Annotated in this window: 12 protein-coding genes; 3 read left to right on the top strand and 9 right to left on the bottom strand. The window is 39.4% G+C overall.

Translation table 11 applies throughout. From position 1 onward, the window contains the following. Positions 1-288: 288 nt before the first annotated feature. Both AAFN87_RS10555 and AAFN87_RS10550 read right to left on the bottom strand, forming a co-directional pair. A complete protein-coding gene (locus tag AAFN87_RS10555) occupies positions 289-924 on the bottom strand; it encodes a 50S ribosomal protein L25/general stress protein Ctc (protein WP_347791026.1) in 636 nt (211 codons plus the stop codon). Positions 925-1,166: 242 nt separating this feature from the next. After that, the gene (locus AAFN87_RS10550) at positions 1,167-1,868 is read right to left on the bottom strand and encodes a glycerophosphodiester phosphodiesterase (RefSeq protein ID WP_347791452.1); all 702 of its coding nucleotides are present in this window, start codon (positions 1,866-1,868) and stop codon (positions 1,167-1,169) included. A gap of 149 nt (positions 1,869-2,017) precedes the next feature. Here AAFN87_RS10550 and helD point away from each other — a divergent pair, with 149 nt between their 5' ends. Beyond that, positions 2,018-4,246 carry an RNA polymerase recycling motor HelD gene (gene helD / locus AAFN87_RS10545; RefSeq protein ID WP_347791025.1) on the top strand — a complete coding sequence of 743 codons (2,229 nt, stop codon included), beginning with the start codon at positions 2,018-2,020 and terminating at the stop codon, positions 4,244-4,246. A gap of 86 nt (positions 4,247-4,332) precedes the next feature. Here helD and AAFN87_RS10540 read toward each other — a convergent pair whose 3' ends face one another. The 4 genes from AAFN87_RS10540 to AAFN87_RS10525 all read right to left on the bottom strand — a co-directional run bounded on the left by AAFN87_RS10540 (position 4,333) and on the right by AAFN87_RS10525 (position 9,427). After that, positions 4,333-4,467 carry a hypothetical protein gene (locus tag AAFN87_RS10540; protein ID WP_347791024.1) on the bottom strand — a complete coding sequence of 45 codons (135 nt, stop codon included), beginning with the start codon at positions 4,465-4,467 and terminating at the stop codon, positions 4,333-4,335. 149 nt (positions 4,468-4,616) lie between these two features. Continuing rightward, a complete protein-coding gene (locus tag AAFN87_RS10535) occupies positions 4,617-5,489 on the bottom strand; it encodes a GNAT family N-acetyltransferase (protein WP_347791023.1) in 873 nt (290 codons plus the stop codon). A gap of 390 nt (positions 5,490-5,879) precedes the next feature. Next, positions 5,880-7,709, bottom strand: coding sequence for an ABC transporter ATP-binding protein (locus tag AAFN87_RS10530; RefSeq protein ID WP_347791022.1), 1,830 nt, complete (start codon positions 7,707-7,709; stop codon positions 5,880-5,882). Beyond that, positions 7,706-9,427, bottom strand: coding sequence for an ABC transporter ATP-binding protein (locus tag AAFN87_RS10525; RefSeq protein ID WP_347791021.1), 1,722 nt, complete (start codon positions 9,425-9,427; stop codon positions 7,706-7,708). Before AAFN87_RS10525 ends, AAFN87_RS10530 begins: the two co-directional genes overlap by 4 nt. A 742-nt stretch (positions 9,428-10,169) precedes the next feature. Between AAFN87_RS10525 and AAFN87_RS10520 the strand changes: the two genes are divergently transcribed. Continuing rightward, positions 10,170-12,188 (top strand): EAL domain-containing protein, encoded by a 2,019-nt coding sequence (locus AAFN87_RS10520; RefSeq protein WP_347791020.1) that lies wholly within the window; start codon positions 10,170-10,172, stop codon positions 12,186-12,188. Between the two features lie 55 nt (positions 12,189-12,243). On the opposite strand, the gene AAFN87_RS10515 is transcribed toward AAFN87_RS10520, so the two are convergent. Next, a complete protein-coding gene (locus tag AAFN87_RS10515) occupies positions 12,244-12,723 on the bottom strand; it encodes a threonine/serine exporter family protein (protein ID WP_347791019.1) in 480 nt (159 codons plus the stop codon). 81 nt (positions 12,724-12,804) lie between these two features. Further along, positions 12,805-13,530 carry a threonine/serine exporter family protein gene (locus tag AAFN87_RS10510; protein WP_347791451.1) on the bottom strand — a complete coding sequence of 242 codons (726 nt, stop codon included), beginning with the start codon at positions 13,528-13,530 and terminating at the stop codon, positions 12,805-12,807. A 141-nt stretch (positions 13,531-13,671) separates the two neighbouring features. Between AAFN87_RS10510 and AAFN87_RS10505 the strand changes: the two genes are divergently transcribed. Next, the gene (locus tag AAFN87_RS10505; protein WP_347791018.1) at positions 13,672-15,096 is read left to right on the top strand and encodes a polysaccharide deacetylase family protein; all 1,425 of its coding nucleotides are present in this window, start codon (positions 13,672-13,674) and stop codon (positions 15,094-15,096) included. Positions 15,097-15,262: 166 nt separating this feature from the next. On the opposite strand, the gene AAFN87_RS10500 is transcribed toward AAFN87_RS10505, so the two are convergent. Continuing rightward, positions 15,263-17,434, bottom strand: a complete 2,172-nt coding sequence (locus AAFN87_RS10500) for a beta-propeller domain-containing protein (RefSeq protein WP_347791017.1) — start codon at positions 17,432-17,434, stop codon at positions 15,263-15,265. Positions 17,435-17,594 lie beyond the last annotated feature (160 nt).

Below are 17,594 nucleotides of genomic sequence, written 5' to 3'. Positions count from 1 at the left end.
GACAATCCTCTTTTAATACTTTTTTAGAAAATAATACCATTATTTTAACTACTCTGTCCGAATAAATGAAAAACTATTTATGTGCAAATTAATTGGTTTTATCCGATTAGGGATTATATCCGCCAGTTTTTGAGGTTTATCCGCCAATCTCACGTTTTTATCCGCCTATTTAATAGATAAATCCGCCATTCTAGATCATTTATCCGCCAATCCACAGCGTCTTCTCCGATATAAAAAAAAGCCAGCATTATTAGCCAATATTTTAGCTAATAACGCTGTCTTATTTTTTTATTCTCCACCTTCATCAGACGGGTTTTTCCCGGTCACTTCGATTGCTTCAGGTGTCGCGTCAACCATATTTTCTTGGTCGCCTTCAGCAGGTGGTGGTGTAATGGTTACTAATGTATAGTCGTCTTCATTTAAAATTTCAAAGGAATACTGATGGCGTATATCTCCGACATAGAGCGACGTACCGATTGCTACATTCGTCACATCCACTTCAATTGTTTCCGGTATAGCGTTTGGCGCCACCTTAATTTTCACCTCACGATTTGGCTGTAGTAGGAGGCCTCCTTCTGCCACACCAATTGCATCACCTTTCACTGTCACCGGGATATCAACTTCAAGTTCCTCTGACATATTGATTGATTTAAAGTCGACATGCTTCACGTTGCCCTTTAAAGCACAGCGCTGTATTTCTGTTAATACGGCGTTCACTTTTTTCCCATCGACATCCAATCGAAACACATTTTTTTGTCCGATATTCGCTAGCATTTTAGCAAATTCTCTACCATCGACTGTAATCGAAGTGGACTCCATTTGATAGCCATATACGACGCCAGGAATTGCACCACTTTGTCTAAGCTTCGTTAAAGTTGATTGTTGTCCTGCATTGCGTTTTTTTGCATTTAATACTGAACCCATTGTCTTTCACCCTTCCACAAAAAATAGTCACAAAATTGGTTTGCCCGATAAATAAATTTTTATGCGGAAGGGAAAGCTATATACAACCGATACAAACCATAAAGACTCCAAGTTATTACACTCAACTCTTCAACTATTAAGCTTATAACAACATTTTTTGCAACATGGCAAGCATTTGCTCGTACAGTCATTATGTGCTGGCAGTTAGCTAATTTCTTCTGCAAGTACTTTTGGGTCCCTACTTATAAAAACAATTCTGGATCATCCGTAAAAATGGCTTCTACACCTACATTCGCCAATTGTTGTGCTTCCTCTTTATTATTTACTGTGTACGCTCGCACTACTGCTCCTTGCTCAATTGCTTCGCGAATAGGCTTTCTTTTTGCAACATACTTAGATACATGTAGCGCCTCTATTCCAAGTGCTTTTCTATATTCATTTGGCTGCAGTATAATATTGGAAAACAGCACTGCACATGCAATCGGCGCTAATTTTTTCATACGTACTATTGCTGCATGATCAAACGAAGAAATAATAATACGTGGCTGCATGCCCATTGCTGTCACTTCGCGTAATACAGCCTCTTCAAGCCCTGCATACACAAAGACATCGGATTTCAACTCGATATTAATGAGATGGTTCGTATGTTTAAATATTTCCAGTACTTCTCGTAACGTCGGTATTTTTTCACCTCGGAACTTTTTATGAAACCAGCTCCCAAAATCATATGTGCGCAATTCTGCAAGAGTTTTATCTTTTACAAACCCTTTGCCATTTGATGTACGATTTATTTTTTCATCGTGAATGACAACTACTTCCCCGTCGCTTGTCATATGTACATCTAGCTCGACCCCTTCTATCGGTAGCTTAACTGCAGCTCGAAATGAGGCCAATGTATTTTCAGGATAATGTTTCGATACCCCACGATGGGCAAATAATTTCATCAAGTAAAGCCCCCTTTATAGTTCTCATTATGCCGATGAGCACAATAATATACAAATAATTCAGGTAATTCACAGGGTAGCGCTTGCCTGCTACTGCCATTTTTTGATAAGATGAATTTCTGACTTAAGAAGCGATTGGAGGAATGGATATGATAGAGCATCCGGATTACATAAAAGAAGTAGCGCGATTAAAGTACACTAAAGAGTATATGCATGAAATATTAGCCCAATCGGAGCGTGATTTAAAATCAGCGCAGGAGAATATTCGCTCAGCAATGGCGAGTGTTGAATATATCGACTCAAGTGATAGCTATTTGAATATATTATCGAATTCACGATTCTTTGAAATGGCTCGTACGCAAAAGGAAGGCTTAGAAGCGGTTAAGAAAAAGCCGTACTTCGCTCGTATCCATTTCCAACGCGACGGAGAAGAAGAGGAATTTTTATATATCGGAAAAACATCACTTTTCCATCGTGAAACACATGAGCCAATCATTGTCGATTGGCGCTCACCTGTTGCGAATGTGTACTATGACGGCAGACTTGGCGATTTAACGTATCAAGTGCGCGATGAGGAGCAATCTGGTCATTTATTTGCCAAGCGCCAATATAAAATTGAACATGGCGAGTTAATCGATTTTCGCGATGTCGATTTAACGACAAATGACGAATTGTTACAAGAAGCTCTTGAAGGAAAAGCAGACGTGCGTTTAACGGAAATCGTGTCGACAATTCAAAAGGAACAAAATGAAATTATCCGTGCGCAATTAAGACAGCCCATTTTAGTACAAGGCGCTGCAGGCAGTGGTAAAACGACGATTGCCTTGCACCGTATTTCATATTTTTTATATACGATGGGCGAACATTTCAAACCGGAGCAGCTCATGATTTTAGCGCCAAATAATCTATTTATCGAATATATTGGTGACGTTTTACCAGAGCTCGGTGTTGATAAAATTTGCCAAACGACCTATGCGGATTATGTGCAAAATGCGACAGGTATTAAACTAAAGCTACAAAATCCGAATGAGCAGCTAGAGCAAATTATAGAAAGCGATACGGGTATAACTTCTTCTTTTTCCATTTCACAAGTAAAGGGTTTGCTCGTTTATCGAGACATTATGGACCGGTATGTGAAATTGTATGAGAAAAAGCTAGCCGCCCTTTTTGATGATGTCTTTATCGAAAAATACCGCATTATACGTGGGAGCCATTTGCAAAAATTATTTTTACATGAATTTGCCTATATGCCGATTGAAAAACGGCTAGAACGTATTAAGAAAATCATACAAACAGAAGTGAAACGGAAGACAACTGCGGTATTAAAGACGCTTAATGACCGCTACGAGGAAACGCTTGGCCGCGCACTGAATGGTATTCGTGATGCGGAAAAACGTCGTCGCATCGTTACAAAATATATCGACGAACGGGATGCGCGCATACCGAAAATTAAAGCTGAGGCGAAAACAACAACATCTGTTTATATGAAGAAATTCGTTAAATTGAAAATAAAACCGGCTTACCGCAATATTATGACGAATCGTCTACTTTTACAGGAGCTCTCTCCGGAATGGACTTTTGAGGAACAGGAGCAATTTTTGCGCGCACATGAAAAGGAAAAATGGGCGCTTGAGGATTTGGCTGCGCTCTATTATTTGCACGCACTTATTAAAGGCATCGACGACAAGTGGAAAATGCGCGTTGTCTTTATTGATGAAGTACAAGATTATAGTTTGTTCCAACTTGCTGCATTAAAGACCGGCTTAGAAACAGATATGTTCACGATGGTTGGCGATCTCGCGCAAGGTATTCATAGCTACCGATCTGTTACTGAATGGGCGCCCGTACTCGAATTATTTCCACGTGCGACATATTCCACCCTGCAAAAAAGTTATCGTACAACTATCGAAATTATGGAAGTAGCAAATAGCGTGCTAGCTCAAATGGATGAAGACTTACCGCTAGTTGAACCAGTTGTTCGACATGGCAAGGAACCGGTCTTCATTGAAAGCACTACCTTTGATGCTACACTCATTGCCGAAACATATGATGCAATTCAAGCAAATGGACACCATAGTGTCGCGCTTATTTGTAAAACGTCAGCTGAAGCAAAAGCATTCGTAAAAAAGCTAGTTGCTTATGGAGTGGATGCTGCGGGACTAGATGAAAACTCTGGTATAGATCAAACAAAACTCCTAGTTATCCCAACACATTTAGCAAAGGGACTCGAGTTTGATGCGGTTATTATCGCTGCCTTTGACACACCATTTTACAACCACTCGATTGATCGCAAACTGCTCTATGTTGCACTAACTCGCGCCATGCATGAGTTATATTTAATCGGCCCATCGAAGGAAACATTTTTACTAACAAAGTAATCTTAGCTAGATTTATAGAAAACAATAATCCACTTTGTTTACGGGGAAATTCTTAGTGCTGCAATCGCTATCCACTCATATTATGGCTACTTTTTACGGGCAGGTACTTTAAAAAATGGTTTTTTCGGGAACCATCTTTTCACTAATCTTTCACGCCATTTCCCCAAATTAAAACGTGATTCTTTTTCATACCGTTTCTTCGGCAATGCAGGTAAACGCAAAAAATCGCCCCCTTTTACACTAGTATATGGTGTAAAGGGGGCGATTATGTTAGTTTAGCGTGTTTTGATGAAGTAATGTAAATTGTTAGTTAGCTATTTTCTCTTCTATTGACTGTATCGGCAACATGATTTATCTCATCACCTACACATCAACCTCCATACACATAATAATCAATTTGCATGGATTTTATAAAGCCGGCTTTTTCATACACGGATAACGCACGTAAGTTTTCAATCTCTACATCGAGTAACACCGTTTTCTCACCACCACGGTATGCAAAATCCTTTGCCCAGTTAAGTAACGCTGATCCAATACCACGCCCTTCAAACTCTGGATGCACAGCAAGCGCCGTTACCCACTGTACTTCTCCTTCCTTGCGTGTTGTGACTGTTCCAACGACGACATTATCAACTTCAGCTACCCACAAAATAAGATCTGCTGTTGTAGAATTAAATTCAATTAATTCATGCGCTTCCTCAAGCGTATCACCAAACGCAGCACTAAAAATTTCTACAAGCGCCAATGTATCCTTGAATTCGAACCGGCGAATAGTTAATCCATCATAAGGAGTCATCATTTCTGCCTTGGCCTCTAGCGTCGCCTCTGAAAAACTATAGTGATACCCTTTTTTCATTAAATAATTTGCACCGAATGGACTGTTTTCCACTGTTAATGCGAGCTCCCCTTCTGCACCGCGTACTGCCATACCTTCTTGTAGCACATTGACTAATGCATTCCCTATACCGAGCTGGCGATACATTGGCGATACGAGCACTGACCACTCGAATGTTTTTAGCCCCATCATATCTACTGCGCTCGCCATGCCGACAAGTTTATTTTGCTCGTCGTCATACACTAATACATAAAAGCCCGACATCTCGTAGTTTCTTGCTGCGTGTAAATTCATCACTAGCTCATAATTAGCCGCGTCTGCTTGCGCTGCCTCTTGACATAAAGCCTTCAATTCCCCAAATGTCTCCTCGTCAATTGGAAACGACACTGTAATCGCTGAAAAATTCATATTTTTTTAAACTCCACTTCACGTAAAATATGACACTAATTCTAGAGGAAGAGGTTCATTCATGCAACTTCTAGAAAGAGCAAGATATTTTGATAATAAGTGAAATTTTCAATTTTCGGTCGACTTGGGCCTGCACGATGCAGGTCAGTCAGCCTTTGCCACACGACGTGGCGCTTTTTGGCTGACCTCCCCCTGTTACCGGCGATAATCCTATTTTTACCGGCGACTTGGGCCTGCACGACGCAGGTCAGTCAGCCTTTGCCACACGACGTGGCGTTTTTTGGCTGACCTCCTCCTGTTACCGGCGATATTCCATTTTTACCGGCGACTCGGCCTGACCTTGACCTCCGTTTTCTATAGGTTTCACTTCTCTATCCAAAAAAAGAGGATCTACGCGAGATCCTCTTGTGCCTTGAGCATTGAAGCATAGATGCCGCCTTTTGCAATTAGGTCGCTTTGCGGGCCTGCCTCAACTAGCTCACCTTTCTGCATTACAAATACGACATCTGCGCTTCGAATTGTATTCAATCTATGTGCAATAACAAAACTTGTACGCCCTTGCATTAATACTTCAAGGGCCTCTTGGATTTTCAATTCAGTTACTGTATCGATACTACTTGTTGCTTCGTCTAGCAATAAAATGACTGGGTCTGCAACTAATGCGCGAGCGATTGATAAAAGCTGCTTTTGCCCTTGTGAAATTTCACTACCATCCGCGGTTAATACGGTTTCATATCCATTCGGTAACTTCGTAATAAAATCATGCGCATTTGCTTTTTTCGCCGCTTCTACAATGTCAGCATCACTAGCATCCAACTTACCGTAGCGAATATTTTCGTAGACACTCGCTTCAAATAAAAACGGATCTTGAAGCACGAACGCCATTTGACTACGCAATGTTTCACGCGTTAAGTCACGTACATCTACATCATCAAACAAAACAGCACCCTCATCAACATCATAAAAGCGAGCAATGAGCTGCATAATGGTCGTTTTTCCAGCTCCTGTCGCTCCAACTAACGCCGCTGTTTGACCAGGCTCCACCTTAAAACTTACATGACGTAGTGTATACTCTTCTTCCGCCTGTTCGTACTTAAACGACACATCACTAAAAGCTACTGCACCGTGCAATTGATGATCTGCTGGTAATCTGCCTGTTTCCACTTCTGCCGGCTCGTCCATAATTGCAAATACACGTTCCGCACCCGCGATAGCAGATAGGACGGTATTAAATTGGTTCGCTAAATCATTTAACGGGCGCGTAAATTGACGAGCATATTCTGTGAAAATAACGATTGTCCCGATTGTTACGTATTCATTTAATGCCAGAATACCGCCAATTCCTGCAACAATTGCAAAGCTTGCGTTGTTCAAGGCGTTCATTACTTTCGGAATATAACCCGAATATGCTAGCGCCCAAAATCCTGTCTTTCGAAGAAGAGCACTTTTCTCCCTGAACTCTTCCTTCACTCGTTCTTCCTGAGAAAATGCTTTAATCACACGCTGTCCAGAAATCGTTTCTTCAATCATGCCATTTAGTGCACCGACCGCGGCCTGTTGTTCTTTAAATAACTTCCCTGTGCGACGTGTAATCCACTGCATCGCAATGAACATTATCGGAATAATAGTCATCGTAAGCAACGTTAATAGAGGACTTAAATACATCATTACTATAAACGTCCCTGTTAACGTTAACACACTTGAAAACACTTGAATAAACGCACTATTTAATGTAGCACTAACCGTTTCTATATCATTCGTCGCACGGCTCATTAATTCCCCATGCTGCCTTTTATCGAAAAAGCTAACCGGCAAACGTAGTAGCTTATGAAAAACACCTGTACGCATACGGTAAATCGTTTGCTGTGCGACCCCAATCATCCAGTAGTTTTGCAAGTAAAGTGAAACTGATAACACAATATAAATAGCAATTAGCGCCACAATCATCGGTAACATAGCCTTAAAATTACCAGGCACAATATAGTGATCTATCATTTTACCAATTAAAAATGGTCCGATGAGTGCTAGCGCCGAACTCACAACAACCATGAGCAGAACCATGACAAGTAAAGCTCGCTGTTCATCAACGATTTTCCAAATACGACCGAGCGTACTTTTCCAGTCACTAGCGCGTGGACCTTTTTTCTTTACTACCTTCTTTTGTAAATCTTCCTTTGTTAAAACACGCTCGTAGCCAAAAGGTTTTTCAAGAAATTTCATGAATGCTCCCCCTGTTCCTGCTGCGATTGCGCAATTTTTTTATAGAGCTCGTTTGTTTGCACTAGCTCCGAATGCGACCCAAAACCAACTACTTGTCCGGCGTCTAAAAGTAATATACGATCTGCTCCGCGCGCTGTCCGAATTTTTTGTGTCACGACAAGCATCGTTGCACGCTCTTCCTCTAACGCATCCCACAACGCTGCCTCCGTTTTTACATCAAGCGCAGACGTACTATCATCTAATATTAAAATTTGGGATTTCCGAATAAGTGCACGTGCAATAGATAGGCGCTGCTTTTGTCCGCCTGATAAATTGACGCCCTTTTGCCCTACACGTGTGTTATATGCATTCGGAAAGCTTTCCACCGCTTCATGAATTTGCGCTTTGGCTGCAGCTGCTTCAATTTCGCCAAGCCCCGCATCCACTTTACCCCATCCAACATTTTCAGATATTGAGCCGGTAAAGAGCAGTGATTGCTGTGGCACAAAGCCAATCATCGCACGTAATGCATCTAAATCCCAATCGAGTACGTTGCGTCCGTTGACAAATACTGTACCCGAAGTTGCTTCATAAAAACGAGGTATTAAGCTAAGAAGTGATGATTTTCCAGCGCCAGTAGCTCCCATGATTGCTAGCTTCTCGCCTTGCTTCACATCAAAGGATACATTCCGTAACACTGGTGTATCATTATAAGCAAATGACACATTATTAAAGCGTACCGTTCCAAGCTGTTCTTCAGCAAAATCAATCGCTTGTCCCGAACGTACTTCAAGCCCGTCTTCAATTAATAATATTTCTTCCATACGCTCCGCCGACGCTTTCGCACGCGCAAACGCGACAATTATAAAGGCAAACATCGAAAACGCCCCGGTCATACGCATTGCATAGTTAACAACCGCTACTAAATCACCAACCTGTGCCGATCCAGCACTTACTTCACGTGCACCAAACCAAAGAACTGCTAGTAAACTGAAATTCATAACAAGTAGTAGTACCGGCATAATAAGCTCCATCGTTCGTAGCGCCTTCATCGTATCAAATTTCAATGCGTCTGCTACCTTTTCAAAGCGGCTCGATTCATACTGACCTCGCATATATGCTTTCACTAAGCGAACCGCCTGCAAACCTTCCTGCAACACGCGATTCACACGGTCAAGACGATTTTGTACATGACTAAAATAAGCAACTCCGCGCTTCACCATAAAAGCTAAAAATAACAGTAAAATTGGCGCCCCAATGACTAAAAACAGTGCCATTTTTGCATTAACAGCAAACGCCATAATCATACTACCTATAACAGCTAGTGGTGCGCGTAACATTATACGTAAACTCATAAAAAACACGTTTTGCACTTGCGTAATATCGCTCGTCAACCGTGTAATGAGGCTAGATGTAGGAAATTTTAAATACGTTGCCATCGTAAAAGATTGGATTTTACTAAATAGCTCATTTCGTAAATCATAGCCAAAACTTTGCGCTGCATGAGAAGAAAAGTAAGAGTTTGTTATACCAGAAATAAGTGCTACTAGAGCCAGCCCAAACATGACAGCTCCCCACAACCAAATCGCATCCCCATTACTCGCTAAAATGCCTTCATCAATAATTTTCGCCATAATAAGTGGTTGCACAAGCTCAACAAATAACTCAATTAACATCAACGTTAACGCAATAAGTGCTGGCCATTTATATGGTTTAATATAAGAAAAAACTGTTTTCATTGCGACACCCCTTGGTAGCAGCCAACTACGCTTTATGTAAAATTATTTTGTAACCCGAAATATAATTATGCCATAATTTTCAGTAAATTCAAATTGAAGAATCTTGCAATGTTTTTGCTAATGAATCAAATAATAATCCGCAGCCGTTTTGTAAATACAAAATACCGTAGATAAACTAAAGAACATACTACTTCACAATTAGCAGTTGGTAACATGCTCACATTTTACCCTCATCTATAATTTTAGTTATTTTAAATTGTTATAGATTGTCTTCCGTTTAGGTATAAAGATTCTTTTTGACATTTTGATAAATACACTTCAATATACTTAAAACACTTTATACTATATAATTTATATACGACTATATAAATGGTTAAGTTTTTCATCTTTTTGCTCTTAATTGTATTATTTTACTATATCACCAACAAATACTAGAGCAATATTTTTCATTTCATTGCATCGCACAAAAAGTAATATATATTTCCTTATTCATTAACTAATTAGAAAATTAATAGTGAAGATTATACATAAAAAGAAATATATTTCTATAAATCAGAGCACTTATACTCAATACAAATTCCCATTAATTTGTATTACTTTTTTATTAATTTAAATTTCCAATAAGTAGTTTATACCCGATATTTTACATTATTAAATTATTGTTATTACAATGGTAATGACTATACACCTTAACTTATTCTATAATGATAGTATATTTATATGAACAGAGGAGATAAATTTTATGAGCCTACAAATATATAACGTTAATAATAAATTATTGGAAGAGGCTCCGTTCCCTTCTTTTGTAATCGGCAAGCTAAGCCAATTGATAAAATGGAGCGATAAGAGCGAACAATTTTTTGGTTACTCTGCTGATGATTTTGTACAAAATCCGGCTATTATCAGAGAGCAATTTTTTTCCCCTGTAGCGTCTGAAATATTGCACGATATCGTTACTACTGAAGTATCCATTCGCCTTGATAACTTACAGCTTTTAACGAAAACCGAAGAGCTAGTCGATGTTTCCATCATCACTAAACCTTGTCTTTTTGACGGTCAATTGGCAACATTAGTTATGTGTTTGCCAATCCAAGAGATGCGCATGCTTAGTAATGAAAACCAAGAATTAATTGATTTAAAAAAAGGGATCATGTCTTCTTTTATGGTAGTCACACTAGATTACGAGGGGTTTATTACACATTGCAATCCACTGTTTTTAAAAATGAGTCACTGGACACCGAAGCGAGTACTAGGGAAAACATTTTGGCAACTATTCCCGGATACAGAGGCCAGCACACATATCGCACAAACGATCTGGAGAACGTTAAATAATGGTAACGTTTGGCAAGGTGAGGTGCAGAAAGCAAAAAAAGATGGTCAAACATACTGGACGCATTTAACTGCGATTCCAACAGCCGATCACTCTACAAAAAATTCAAGCTTTATATTAATTGAAAAAGATATTACAAAAGATAAAACGATACAATTACAACTTGAAAAAATAGCGTACATTGATACAGAAACTGGCTTTATGAATGTTCATCGCCTAGAGCATATCACTACAAAAATGATTGAAGAAGGCCGTCATTTTTCATTCGTTTATATGAGTATCGATAAATTTTACACATTAAAGGATATGCAAAATGGAGATCCAGAGCATAGCTTAATAGTAGAATTTACAAAACGTATGAAAATGTATTTCCAAGATAGTACGATGGCACGCATTAACGAAAACGATTTCGTAGTCATTACACCGCTGCCTGAATGGTTTATACAAGGTTTCTTAACATATATGCAACAACATCCGATTTACAATGGCAATGTCGCTGTACCTATTTCGATTAGCGGAGGAATTACGCGATCACCGGAGGATCAATCAACGTTTGCGCAGTTAATGAAAGCTTCCCTTGCAGCTATTATAAACGTACGTGAAGCTGGCGGAGATAGCATTGTTTCTTTATCGAAAGAAAATCATAAAGCGTTATATCGAAAGTCATTAATCGAAAAACGTTTACTACTTGCACTTGATCAAAAAAATTTAAAAGTTCTTTATCAACCTCAACTTGATATGAAAACTGGGAAAATCGTTGCGGTCGAAGCACTAGTTCGTTGGGAAGATGAGGAAATTGGTGTTGTATCACCAGACGAATTAATTCCGGTAGCCGAGGAAACTGGCTTAATTCATAATATCGGTTCATTCATGCTAGAAAAAGCATGTGAGCAAGCATTGGCATGGAACGCAGCGGGCATCCCGTTAAGAGTGAGCATTAACTCATCTGTGCGCGAATTCCGCGACAAAAATATGGCACGCTCGATTATAGATACGCTAGTACGGACAAATTGCCCTGGGGATTTAATTCAAATTGAAATTACTGAGAAATTTGCCCTTGAGGCGGAAGGCGAAACATCAATTATTAAACAGATGCGTCAGCTAGAGCGGGAAGGTATTGTCTTTGCTCTTGATGATTTTGGGACAGGCTATGCCTCATTCCGTTATATGCAGCTATTACCTATTGAAATACTAAAAATAGATCAAACATTTACAAATTCTTTACTGAAATCTGAAAAATCACAACTTCTTATGCACGGTATGATCCAATTCGGAAAATCAATGAATTTAACAGTGCTTGCTGAAGGTGTAGAAACAGCTGAGCAACAAAAACTGTTAAAAAGCTTCGGCTGTGATTTAGCACAAGGCTTTTATATTAGCAAACCTATAACAGCAGCTGAAGTTACGAAGTTCTATAATTCTACTAAATAATAGAAGGGATGCTCGGTTAGTATTAATGCCGAACATCCCTTTTCAATTATCCAATTTACCTAGGTTTTTTTAACTTTATAAAGGACTGGATTGACGTTTTCCCTTTGCTCATCATCCTTAATAATATTTGCATAATAATTTCTGCAAATACTAGCCCCATTGCAATGGCACCGGAAATCATAAAGGCGCGCATCCCGTTTTGAATACCCATTGCATAATCAAGCTCCACAATATTTCGCATCGTGTTATATGCAATCCCCCCTGGTACGAGTGGGATGATGCCAGAAACACTAAAAATGATCATCGGCATTTTATAACGACGTGCAAACAGTTGTGCCACAATTGCTACTACAAACGCACCAATAAAAGACGCTCTTACTTCATCAATCCCTTGCACGCTAAGCGCGTAATAAATCGACCAGCCAATTGAGCCAACAAAACCACAATACGGAATAGCTTTCGTCGGTGCATTAAAAATGACACCGAAACACGCCGTCGCAACGAAACTCAATATTGCTTGAATAACATAATCCATAAATTCCTCCCAATTCATTCACCTCGGCACACTTGAACTTATCGCTACTCTTTAGTAACAAAATCACGCTATTGAAAGAGATTAAAACGCGAGCACAAGTGCAATTCCCGAGCCGATTGCAAAAGCCGTTAAAAAGGCCTCTGCCCCTTTAGCTATCCCTGCTATGAAATGCCCCGCCATTAAATCACGCACTGCATTTGTAATAAGTAAACCAGGTACAAGCGGCATAACGGAGCCGATAATTATTTTGTCAATTTCTGTACCATAGCCAAACTGTACTGCAAAATACGCAATAGTACCGACAACAAGTGCTGCTAAAAACTCTGAGAAAAACTTCACTCTAGTGAAACCATGTACCATTGTCACAACATATAGCCCTACGCCTCCCGCAATAAATGCGGCTGGCATATCACTCCACATCCCTTTAAATAATATTAGGAAACAGCTACTCGCAATTGAAGCTGCTAAAACTTGTAGCGCAATTGGTAAAAAATAGTTCGTTTTTTGTATCTTCTTTAACTCGTCATAAGCCTGTTCTAATGTTATCATTTGAGATGTAAGCTTTCGTGATACATTATTAACGAGAACGATACGATGTAAATCGGTAATCCTCGTTGAAATAGATGTAATACGTGTTGGATGGGTACCTCCAAGTGAAAAGATAATACCCGTCGGCGTGACGTAACTTTGTGCATCGCTCATATTTTGCGACCGGGCCATTCTCAACATCGTATCTTCCACGCGATACGTTTCAGCGCCACTTTCCATCATTATTCGGCCTGCGAGCAAAAAACAATCTATGGCCATCTCATTTTGCTGTTGGTCTATCACGTGCCAACCTCCTTACGTTGTGCTCATCGTATCGAAACATTAAATATTTTTATATTTAATAGTCTTTTTCCTTCATCTAAACGTCTATATTTTATCATAGAAAGGGGCGCACGTAGCATGAAAAATCGATATAGAAAAAGACTCGGACCTTGGATTGACATCCTCCTAATAGGCTCCATTATTATTCTAGCCTCAGCCATTGTATTCTTCACCGTCATCGGCAATGATTTTAAATTCCAAAAGACTAGTGCCTCGCAGAATGAGGAGCATGCTGAGCAGCAATCATCCGAAATTACCGAAGCGGAGTCAAAATTTCCTGGTATTCGCATTGTAACCGATATTTCTGATGACGATACGATGCCCTATGCAATTCAGTATCCTCAAACAGAGTACGATGCTTTTAACGAATCGCTTTTACAATACATAACTGTATCAAAAGATCGTTATACAACTGCAATGCGCCTTAAAAAAAATGCTGAGAAAGATGAAACGGTATCAGGTGAATTAAATATTAGTTTTGAAACATATCCATACAAAGATCATTATTATTCTTTTGTACTGACGCAGCATATGTCAACTGATACTGAAACATACGAGACTTCAATTAAAACATTTTTCTTCAATAATGAAACTGGTGAAATTCTTGATATTCGTACATTACTAAATCAAGATTTAAAAAGTTTAGAAACATTTTCAAACCATGTCCGCTCGCAAATTTTAGACAATACAGAGTTTAAAGGGCAATTATTAAAAGATACGATGCTCGCAAAAACTGAACCGAAATGGCGTTTATTCCAGCGATTCGCTATTCAAGATGAGTCACTTGTCATTTATTTCGATAAAGGGGAAATTACTAATCCAGCGGTCGGTGTACCAACCGTTATAATGCCTCTATCTTATATTAACCCACTGCTCGCCGAACAATTCCAAGAGCAAATGGTGTCTGCAGATACGATTGTGTCAGATAAAGAGAATCAGAATGGTACTAAACGTGTTGCACTTACTTTTGATGACGGACCTGATCCAAAAGCGACAAAGCAAATTTTACAACTACTAGAGAAATATGACGCGAAAGCAACATTCTTTATGCTCGGTAATCGCGTACAGTATTATCCTGACATTGCAAAAGAAGTGTATGATGCCGGACATGAAATAGGCAGCCATAGTTGGAGTCACCCTATGCTTACAAAACTGTCTTCCAAGCAAGTGCTCGAGGAATTTAATTCAACAGAAAAAGCCATTATGCAAGCGACCGGCAAGCCAGCTACCGTGTTCCGTCCACCATACGGGGCAACTAATCAACGCGTGAACGGGCTCATCCCAATTCCTGTCGTAAACTGGTCTATTGATACACTCGACTGGAAGCACCGAGATGCTAAGAAGCTACTACCTTCTGTGAAAAATAATATGCATAATAACGCCATTATTTTAATGCATGATATTCACATTTCTACAGCAGACGGCTTAGAACCAGTACTACAATATTTACAAAATGAAGGCTATCAATTTGTCACAGTTAGTGAAATTTTGCCATACAGATAAACAAAACCGCTCGTAATTCGAGCGGTTTTATTATTTATCTTATATTTATCGTTATTCATCTTAGCCTTACCGTGAGCTAAAAATTTATCCTCCTCGAGCAACATAAATTACTCCGCTCTCATGCAGGATTCGTACATATGCCTCTCCAAACAACACAAGGTTTCGCTCAATTCTTTTCCACCTTATATTGCAGCGAAATAGCATCTAGCTTCTTAAATGTTTTCAAATCGTAACTCACAATTTCACCTTGCGCTACTGTATACAGGGCGTCATTAATATAAATCATACGACGCACAACCTTTTCCCACTGCTCATATTGCTCACCCGCTTTTGCTAGTGTCACAAGGTCTGCTTTTAACTTAATTCCTTCTGTCGTCACCTCATAAACTTGCGAACCCGTTCCTTTATAAACCGCATCATACTCCCCTTTATCTGCATAAATGGTAATCGGGAAGCCGTAGTAATGATTTTCCTCGTCACGGAATAATGCCTTGTGATCATATTGCACATCCGAATACGTACCGCGTCCGCCGATAATAACCGCATCTTTTTCTTTCGGATTTGCTAAATCACTCACATCGAATAATGCTAGCTTCATCCCTTTCGTTATGACGAATGGTTCCTTCGAATAGCTATCGATGCGTACTTGCGTATCATAACCAATGCCGATTAAATGATTATCATCTAAAGGATGTAAATAGTTACTAAATCCAGGTATTTTTAACTCACCAAGAACTTTCGGATTTGCTGGGTTTGCCACATCGATGACAAACAATGGGTCGACTTGTTTAAATGTCACGATATACGCTTTGTCGCCCATGAAACGAGCAGAGTATATACGTTCGCCACGCGCTAAATCGTTTAGAGAGCCTACTTGATTTAAGTTTTTGTCTAAAATGAATAAATGATTTTTTGAGTTTGCATCATTACCCCAAGCATTTCCTTCTGTAGTCGCTACACGGAAATGACCGTCGTACTCATCCATTGAGAACTGATTTAAAATCGTACCTTTTACTGTCGTTTCCGCAGTCATTTTAATGGCTGTTTTATTAATCGAAAATTTATAAATTTGTGTATTAACTATAGACGGCATCCAATCTATTAACATACGTTTTGTTGAGGCCGGAGCCGTATAATCGTACTTCGGTGATGTTACATAAATTGCTTTCGGGGACATATACAGTTGCGAGCCACTACCTAAGTAGCTCTCTGTTTTTACTTCATTTTTTGCAAAATCCTTTAAATCAATAGCCGATAATATTGTGTAATTTGGCTCTGAACTGCCTGGGAAAATTGTTATTTTTTCAATTGGCATCGGTTCAGACGTATTTTGCTCATTACTATCAAAAATGAATGGACGTAATTCTACATCTACTTTCTCACGCATTAACCAGTAATTCGGCGTTGTATTCGTTACCATATATAGCACATCACCGTGTTTGCGCACTCCTGCAAGCATACCCTCCTGCCCAATTTCACGCACAAGCTGAGGATCTTTCACATTGCTCACATTGTAAAAGGCAAATTTCGAAAGCGCCAAATGCTGCATATAATCCTTCCCTTTAATCGGGCGCTCCTCATAACTGTCATACGCTACAATTAACAATTTGCCGTGCAACATGAGCTTTGTTGGATACGCATTTTCTTTAAATGTCTTTTTCGATACAACCTTCATATTTTTTGGATTACTCGCATCTGTAATAATTAATTGATTGTCCCCAATCGAATAAATATAGCGACCATCTGTAACAACAATATCTCCTTCTTCAATATCCTCCACTTGGTTATTCGTTGTGGAATGACGAGACGAACCCGTACCGCCTGATGCAGAATCCATTGCTACAGATTCTTCTTTTGCAGAATTTGAAAAATTACTTTCAGTTTGTGCGTTGCCATAACGCTCATTTTCAAAGTTAAGTACTGTTTCGAAATACGTTTTTAAATCCTGTTCAGATGTAAGCTGCTTAATTTCATCCACAACAGTAAATTCAACAGTCTTATTCGAATTGCGTACTGATATTTTCTTAAAAGCGTTTTTCTCGACATGAAGTGTGTAGGAGCCGACCTTTAAACCCGAAATGATAACGGAATTATTTGATCCGCTCAACAATAACGTAGCGTCAACCTTTTTACCAGTACCCTTATCTACTACATAAACACTGCCGTCTGTTAAACTTCCCTCTTTTATTTCACCTGAAAAATAAGCGTTAAATGGCTGGTCAACGAATACAGCAGATGCCGCATAGGCTTCGATTTTCTTATCGAAAAACATTACAGTTGAAGCGAATAGAACAAAAATAATCGCAATTATTCCTCCAACATATAATTTCCCCTTCATTTACTTCACTCCTTTTCCTTGCTTTTATACATTAGACGGGTACCGCTACATTTAGTTACAATTTTTATTATTAATTACTAAATTTGGTCCATTACCATAACTAGTGTTGATTTCCGTTGCGCAAGCATGCTTTCCTGGGGGCGTCCGTTGAGCCTCCTCG

This window comes from Solibacillus sp. CAU 1738, from assembly GCF_039888725.1.
Lineage (GTDB): Bacteria > Bacillota > Bacilli > Bacillales_A > Planococcaceae > Metasolibacillus.
This window is presented reverse-complemented; position numbering and strand designations above follow the sequence as displayed.

Coding starts and splice junctions, on each gene's coding strand:
- AAFN87_RS10500 (WP_347791017.1), bottom strand. CDS start 17,434: ATGAAGGGGAAATTATATGTTGGAGGAATAATTGCGATTATTTTTGTT.
- AAFN87_RS10525 (WP_347791021.1), bottom strand. CDS start 9,427: ATGAAAACAGTTTTTTCTTATATTAAACCATATAAATGGCCAGCACTT.
- AAFN87_RS10550 (WP_347791452.1), bottom strand. CDS start 1,868: ATGAAATTATTTGCCCATCGTGGGGTATCGAAACATTATCCTGAAAAT.
- AAFN87_RS10535 (WP_347791023.1), bottom strand. CDS start 5,489: ATGAATTTTTCAGCGATTACAGTGTCGTTTCCAATTGACGAGGAGACA.
- AAFN87_RS10515 (WP_347791019.1), bottom strand. CDS start 12,723: ATGGATTATGTTATTCAAGCAATATTGAGTTTCGTTGCGACGGCGTGT.
- AAFN87_RS10510 (WP_347791451.1), bottom strand. CDS start 13,530: ATGGCCATAGATTGTTTTTTGCTCGCAGGCCGAATAATGATGGAAAGT.
- AAFN87_RS10530 (WP_347791022.1), bottom strand. CDS start 7,709: ATGAAATTTCTTGAAAAACCTTTTGGCTACGAGCGTGTTTTAACAAAG.
- helD (WP_347791025.1), top strand. CDS start 2,018: ATGATAGAGCATCCGGATTACATAAAAGAAGTAGCGCGATTAAAGTAC.
- AAFN87_RS10505 (WP_347791018.1), top strand. CDS start 13,672: ATGAAAAATCGATATAGAAAAAGACTCGGACCTTGGATTGACATCCTC.
- AAFN87_RS10520 (WP_347791020.1), top strand. CDS start 10,170: ATGAGCCTACAAATATATAACGTTAATAATAAATTATTGGAAGAGGCT.
- AAFN87_RS10555 (WP_347791026.1), bottom strand. CDS start 924: ATGGGTTCAGTATTAAATGCAAAAAAACGCAATGCAGGACAACAATCA.